Here is a 6,447-nt window from a genome sequence, read left to right on the forward strand (position 1 = left end):
TTACTCCGGCCTCCCCCGGCCCGGCCGCTCCCGGCACCGCCGGCGCCCCCGACGTGTGAGGATTGGGGCATGTCCGACGCGCCCGATGCACTCAACTCCCCCGACGACGTCTCCAAGCTCCCCGCCGCGACCCCGCTCACCCGGGCCGCGCTGGAGATCGACGAGTACGCCGCCACTCTCGGCTGGGACCTCCCGGCCCGGCTGTTCGCCCTGGTGGACAGCACCGCCCTGCGCAGGGCCGACCCGAAGATCGCCGCCCAGCTCGGCCTCGGCGACGACGACGCGGCCGGCCTCACCCCGGTCGAGCAGGACGAACTGCCGGCCGGCATGGAGCTGGACAAGTTCCTCGGCACCATCGCCTGGCCCGACGCGGTGGCCGGCTGCGCCCTGGTCGTCGAGCGGATGATGCTGCCGCCCGGCGCCGAGCAGTCCCGCCCGCGCAACGCCAGCGACGCCCAGCTCGCCGAGTGGGTGGCCAACCACCCCAAGCGCGAGGAGGTCCGGATCACCGCCGCCGTCCTGCGCGACGGCAAGAAGGAGATCGCGCTGCGGCTGCGCTCCAAGGACAGCGCGCGCGAGGTGCTCACCGGCCCGGACCTGGTGCCCGGTCTGACCAAGGCGCTGCTGGCGACCTTCGCCTGAGGCCCCGGCCCCCGGCCGCCCGGCGGCCCGTTACCCGGCGGCGCAGGACGGCAGCGCGGAGGTCTGCCCGGAGCGGATCTGCTCCAGCGACTTCAGCGCGCCGTCCAACGTGTCCGTCTTGATCAGGGTCAGCCCGGACGGGATGTCCTTGGTCGCCTCGGCGCAGTTCGAGGACGGGGTGAAGAAGTACTCGGCGCCGGCCTCCCGGGCGGCGATCAGCTTCATCGATATGCCGCCGATCGGGCCGACCTTGCCGTCGTCGTCGATGGTGCCGGTGCCGGCCACGAACTTGCCGCCGGTGAGGTCGCCGCCCGGGGTGAGCTTGTCGATGATGCCGAGCGAGAACATCAGCCCGGCGCTGGGACCGCCGACGTCCTGCAGGCCGATGTCGATCTGGAACGGGTAGGTGTGCCGGATCCCGGTGCCGATGCCGACCACCGCGAGCTCGGCCCGCTCGGCCGGCGCCTTCGGGTCGAGGTCCTTGGCCTTCACGGTGGGGACGGCGACGTCCGTCCTGGCGGCGGCGCCGGCCCCCGCGGCGTCCTTGACCCGCGGCACGACGGTGAAGACCACCGACTCGCCGGGCTTGTGCTTGGTGACCGCCGCCACCACCTGGTCGACGGCCGTCACCGGCGCACCGTCGACGGCCACGATCTGGTCGCCCGCGTGCAGCTTGCCCTCGGCCGGGGCGCCGGCGGTGACCGACTTGACGATCAGCTCGTTGCCGACCGGGATGCCCAGCTGGTTGAGCGCCGCGGTGCGGGCGCTGTCCTCGGAGGAGGCGAACTCCTCCGCGTTCTGCTTCTTGGCGTCGGCGTCCGTCTGCCCCTTCGGGTAGACGTTGTCGTGCGGCACCACCATCACGTCGCCCCGCAGCCAGCCGACCACCGCGTTGACCAGGCTGGGCTCGTACTTGGCCCCGGTGACCTGGACGGTCGTCATGTTCAGGTGCCCGGTCGTCGGGTACGAGTCGCGCCCGGTGATGGTGATCACCGGCTTGCCGCCCTGGTTGCCGAGCGTGTTGTACGTCGGCCCCGGGCTCATCTCCGTGTACGGCACCTTCATCAGCACCGAGACGCAGAGCAGCGCTATGAGCAGCAGGGTGGCAGCGAGCATCGTCGCGGAGCGGCGTGGCATGCCTCGACAGTACGGGACGCGCGGGAGCGGGCGCCCCCCGGGCTACCGGCCCGAGCCGTCCCCGGGGGCGCCGCTGCCCGCGGTGGTGCGTTCCATCGCGGCCATGAAGCGCCGGTGTTCGGCGAGTGAGGCGGGGTCCCCGGTGGCCCGCGGGGCCCGCTGGGCCCAGCCCGCCCAGACCGCGGCGAGCAGGACGGCGACAACAGGAATGATCAGCCAGGCGAGCGCACCCATGTCAGTACTCCCAGCTCGTCGTGTCTATGAGCAGATTAACCACTCCGGCGGACAACGCGATCACCGCCGTCCGGGTTACGGGAGGGCCGATCGGCTCACTGCCAGGGAGTATTCGACACGCCGTCGCGGACCCGTTCGAGTGAGGACCCGGCGCGCCTGACACCGAGGACGTCCTGCGTGTGCGGCCGGTTCCGGCCGCACCGCCGACGACCGGGTCAGCAGCCGCCCGCGCCCACCCACTCCTCCTCGCCGTCGGCGAAGACCTGGTGCTTCCAGATCGGCACCTCGTGCTTCAGGTCGTCGATCAGTCGGCGGGCCGCCGCGAAGGCCTCGCCCCGGTGGGCGCAGGACACCGCGACGATCACCGCCTTGTCGGTGATCTCCAGCCGGCCGATCCGGTGCACCGCGGCGAGCGCCTTGACCGGGAAGTCGGCGACGACCTTCTCGGCGATGCGGCGCATCTCCTGCTCGGCGGTGGGGTGGCAGCTGTAGTCCAGCGCGGTGACGGACTTGCCGCCGTCGTGGTCACGGACCGTCCCGACGAAGACGGTCGTGCCGCCGGCAGCGTCGTCGCCGACCGCCTCGTACACCTCGTCGAGCGAGAGCGGGGTGTCGCGGACGGCGAGCAGGCGGATGGGGTCGTGGTTCTCGGACATGACCCCATGATTCCCCATTCCGGGTGGTCCTGGGCAAGTGGCTTCCGCATCACGATTCCGAGATTTCGCATCGTGAGAAAAGCCCGGGCCCGGCCACTGCCTCGCCCCGCCGGCCGTCACCCCGCCGGGCCGACCCTCCCGGCCCGGCGCGGTCGGCCCGCGGGCGGCCTCAGAACCGGCGCCGCTTGCGGGCCCGGCGCACCAGCGCCGCCGTACCGACCAGCGCCACCGTCGCCCCGGCCGCGCCCAGACTGGTCGCCGCCTCCTTGCCGCCCAGTCGCCGGCCGGCCACCGCGTGCTTGCCCGACACCTGCTCCAGCAGCTCCGCCAGCACCTGCTCGTTGGTGTGCCGCGGGCGCCAGCCCGCCTCGTGCAGCCGGCTGCCCGACACCACCCACGGGTACATCGTGTAGGCCAGGTCGCCCGCCGGCGCCGGGGTCAGGCCGAGCCGGTGCAGCCGGGCCGCGGTGCCGAGCGCCAGCGCCGCCGGCAGCTCCATCCGTCGGATCCCCGACAGCTGCTCCACGTCCTCCTGCTCCAGCCATCCGTCGCAGCCGACCGTCACCTCGCCCTCGACCAGGCCCAGCGCCGCGTACTCCAGCGCCGCCGCCAGGTCGTCCACGTGGCAGAACTGCCAGCACGGGCGGGAACCGGCCACCACCAGCAGCCGCGGCGCCTCGAAGTGCCGGGTCAGCACGGTGTCCACCCCGGGGCCCACCACCACGGCCGGCCGCAGCACCGTCACCTGCAGGCCCGGGTGGGCCCGCGGCGCGCGGCGGGCCAGGCGCTCGATCTCCAGCAGGTCCCCGACCAGCGAGGCCTCCTCGGTCGCCCGCAGCTCGGAGTCCTCGGCCAGCGGCACCTCGTTGTCGGCCAGCGCTCCGTAGACCATCGCGGAGGTGCAGAGCACCACCCGGTGCACCCCGGCGGCCGCGGCGGCGGTCAGCACGGTCTGCGCGCCGCGCACGTTGTAGGCGCTGCGGGCGCGCGGGTCCGACTCCATGCCGAAGTCCATCGCCAGGTGCACCACGACGTCGACCCCGGCCAGCCGTTCGGCCACCGCCGGGTCCCGCACGTCCAGCACCCGCCACTGCACGCCGGCGACCTCGCCGCGGCGGTCGTCCACCGCGAGGACCCTGCGCACGTGCGGCGAGGCGACCAACCGGGCCGCGACCCGCTCGCCGAGCACGCCCGCGGCGCCCGTGACGGCCACGGTGAGCGGCCGTCCGCCGTAGGCTGGAGGCGGCGACGCCGTGGTGTCCGGGGCGTCCTCTCCTCCGGTCAGCCCAGAGCGAACGTCCGAAGGCGGGGAACTCACCGGCCATCCTCCACGGTTAGCTTATGTGCGTACGGACGTGTGTCACGTACGTCCATCCTGCCCGAGGCGAAGGCCCCGCGGTGCACCCGGCGCGGGCCTACCGCCCGGAGCCGCCCGCGCGACCCCCACTGCGCCGGTGCCCCGGGCGGGCAGCACATCCCGCCCCACCCGTATGACGGCCGACCGGATCGAGGACCCCGTGAGCGACCTTCCCTTCGGATTCGGCGTTCCGCCCGAGGAGCCCGAGGACGGCAAGGCCAAGCCCGACGACGAGCAGAAGAAGAAGGAGCAGGGCGCCGGCGGCTCCGGCCAGAGCGGCCCGCAGTCCTTCGGCTTCGGCGCCGGCAACCCGTTCGGCGCGCTCTTCGGCATGCCCGGCGGTGCACCCGGCGCGCCGGGTGCACCGGGCGGCGCCGACAACCCGTTCGCCGCGATGTTCGGCGGGCTCGACCCCAACGACCTCGGCGCCGCGTTCCAGCAGCTCGGGCAGATGCTCTCGTTCGAGGGCGGCCCGGTGAACTGGGACCTCGCCAAGAACATCGCCCGGCAGACCGTCGTCGCGGAGCCCGCCGAGGGCAAGAGCAAGGACCGCTCGGTCAGCGCCGCGGAGCGCTCGGCCGTCGCCGAGGCCGTCCGGCTGGCCGACCTCTGGCTCGACGGCGTCACCGAGTTTCCCTCCGGCGCCGGAACCGCCGTCGCCTGGAGCCGCGCCGAGTGGATCGAGGCCACCCTCCCGGTCTGGAAGGACCTCGTCGACCCGGTCGCCGAGCGGGTCGGCAACGCCATGGGCGGCGTGCTGCCCGAGGAGATGCAGGCCATGGCCGGCCCGCTGATGGGCATGATGCGCTCCATGGGCGGCGCCATGTTCGGCACCCAGATCGGCCAGGCGCTCGGCGCCCTCGCCGCCGAGGTGGTCGGCTCCACCGACGTCGGACTGCCGCTGGCCCCGGCCGGCAAGGCCGCGCTGCTGCCGCAGAACGTCGCCGAGTTCGGCGAGGGCCTCAACGTCCCCGCCGACGAGGTCCGGCTCTACCTCGCCCTGCGCGAGGCCGCCCACCAGCGGCTCTTCGCCCACGTGCCGTGGCTGCGGGCCCACCTGCTCGGCGCCGTCGAGGCCTACGCCCGCGGCATCAAGGTCGACACCACCCGCATGGAGGAGCTGGTCGGCCAGATCGACCCGAGCAACCCGGAGGCACTCCAGGAGGCACTGGCCGGCGGTCTGCTCCAGCCCGAGGACACCCCCGAGCAGAAGGCCGCGCTCGCCCGCCTGGAGACCGCGCTCGCGCTGCTCGAGGGCTGGGTCGACGCCGTCGTCCACGCCGCCGCCGAACCGCACCTGCCGCAGGCCGGCGCCCTGCGCGAGACCGTCCGCCGCCGCCGTGCGGCCGGCGGCCCCGCCGAGCAGACCTTCGCCACCCTGGTCGGCCTGGAGCTGCGCCCGCGCCGGCTGCGCGACGCCGCCCGGCTCTGGGCGCTGCTCGCCGACGCGCGCGGCGTCGAGGGCCGCGACGCCCTGTGGCAGCACCCGGACATGCTCCCCACCGCCGCCGACCTCGACGACCCGGACGCCTTCGTGCACCGGGACGCCGGGCTGGAGGGCGGCCTGGACTTCGACGCCATCGACAAGCTGCTGGGCGAGGCCGCCGCGGGCGGCTCCGCCGCCGGGCCGGACCTGACCAAGGGCGACGAGCCGACGCAGGACGAGGGCGGCACCGACGGGAAGGGCGGGCCCACCGCGTGACGGTCACCGAACCGGGGACGGCCTCGCTGCACGCGGACGCCGTCCGCACCCTGAACGGCTGGCGGCCCGCCGACGCGGACCAGGAGCAGCTGCGGCTGGACTACCTGGCGCACCTCGCCGCGCAGCCCGAGGGCCTCTACCGCTCCTGCCTGCCCGCGCACGTCACGGCCAGCGCGGCCGTCGTCGACCCGGCGGCCGGGCGGGTGCTGCTGACCCTGCACCCCAAGGTCGGCCGGTGGCTGCAGATGGGCGGGCACTGCGAGCCGGGCGACGGCGACCTCGCGTCGGCCGCGCTGCGCGAGGCCGTCGAGGAGTCCGGCATCCCCGACCTGGTGCTGCTGCGGGTCGACGGCGCCCCGGTGCCGGTCAGGCTCGACCGCCACCAGGTCCGCTGCGCCGGCAAGGACCGGCCGGAGAACACCCACCTGGACGTCCAGTACGTCGCACTGGCCCCGGCCGGCGCGCAGGAGCTGATCAGCGAGGAGTCGCTGGACCTGCGCTGGTTCGACTACGACCGCCTGCCGGAGCTGAGCGACCACTCGGTGCGCGACCTGGTGGCGCGGGCGCGGCTGCTGACGGGCTGAGCGACTGAGGTGAGAACGTCGGGAGGGGGGGGGGGCCCGCGGGGCCCCCCCCCCCCCCCCACGGGCCCCGTGGCCCCCGGGGGCCCGGTGCCCGCCGGGGGCCCCCCCCGGCGCCCCCCGCCCGCCCCCCCCCCC

General features: G+C 74.8%; 7 protein-coding genes. 3 read left to right on the plus strand and 4 right to left on the minus strand.

All coding sequences use genetic code 11. The features are described 5' to 3' along the window. Window positions 1-69 precede the first annotated feature (69 nt). The gene (locus ACIRS1_RS26440) at window positions 70-642 is read left to right on the plus strand and encodes a PPA1309 family protein (protein WP_360204298.1); all 573 of its coding nucleotides are present in this window, start codon (window positions 70-72) and stop codon (window positions 640-642) included. Window positions 643-672: 30 nt separating this feature from the next. Here the strand turns inward: ACIRS1_RS26440 and ACIRS1_RS26445 are convergent, their stop codons facing one another. From ACIRS1_RS26445 to ACIRS1_RS26460, 4 genes are all read right to left on the minus strand, one after another. Beyond that, window positions 673-1,779: a PDZ domain-containing protein gene (locus ACIRS1_RS26445; RefSeq protein ID WP_387907274.1), complete on the minus strand. Its 1,107-nt coding sequence runs from the start codon at window positions 1,777-1,779 to the stop codon at window positions 673-675. A gap of 42 nt (window positions 1,780-1,821) precedes the next feature. Continuing rightward, entirely contained in the window at window positions 1,822-2,013 is a 192-nt protein-coding gene (locus tag ACIRS1_RS26450; RefSeq protein ID WP_360204293.1) for a hypothetical protein, read from the minus strand. A 215-nt stretch (window positions 2,014-2,228) separates the two neighbouring features. After that, a complete protein-coding gene (locus tag ACIRS1_RS26455; protein ID WP_387907271.1) occupies window positions 2,229-2,669 on the minus strand; it encodes a molybdenum cofactor biosynthesis protein MoaE in 441 nt (146 codons plus the stop codon). Window positions 2,670-2,838: 169 nt separating this feature from the next. Further along, window positions 2,839-3,987 carry an NAD-dependent epimerase/dehydratase family protein gene (locus ACIRS1_RS26460; protein WP_387907268.1) on the minus strand — a complete coding sequence of 383 codons (1,149 nt, stop codon included), beginning with the start codon at window positions 3,985-3,987 and terminating at the stop codon, window positions 2,839-2,841. A 199-nt stretch (window positions 3,988-4,186) separates the two neighbouring features. Between ACIRS1_RS26460 and ACIRS1_RS26465 the strand changes: the two genes are divergently transcribed. Together ACIRS1_RS26465 and ACIRS1_RS26470 are read left to right on the plus strand one after the other, a co-directional pair. Then, window positions 4,187-5,728 (plus strand): zinc-dependent metalloprotease, encoded by a 1,542-nt coding sequence (locus ACIRS1_RS26465; protein WP_402844132.1) that lies wholly within the window; start codon window positions 4,187-4,189, stop codon window positions 5,726-5,728. After that, window positions 5,725-6,312, plus strand: coding sequence for an NUDIX hydrolase (locus ACIRS1_RS26470; protein WP_402844135.1), 588 nt, complete (start codon window positions 5,725-5,727; stop codon window positions 6,310-6,312). The genes ACIRS1_RS26465 and ACIRS1_RS26470 overlap by 4 nt, the downstream gene beginning before the upstream one ends. Window positions 6,313-6,447 lie beyond the last annotated feature (135 nt).

This window comes from Kitasatospora sp. NPDC101176 (genome assembly GCF_044768035.1).
Taxonomy (GTDB): domain Bacteria; phylum Actinomycetota; class Actinomycetes; order Streptomycetales; family Streptomycetaceae; genus Kitasatospora.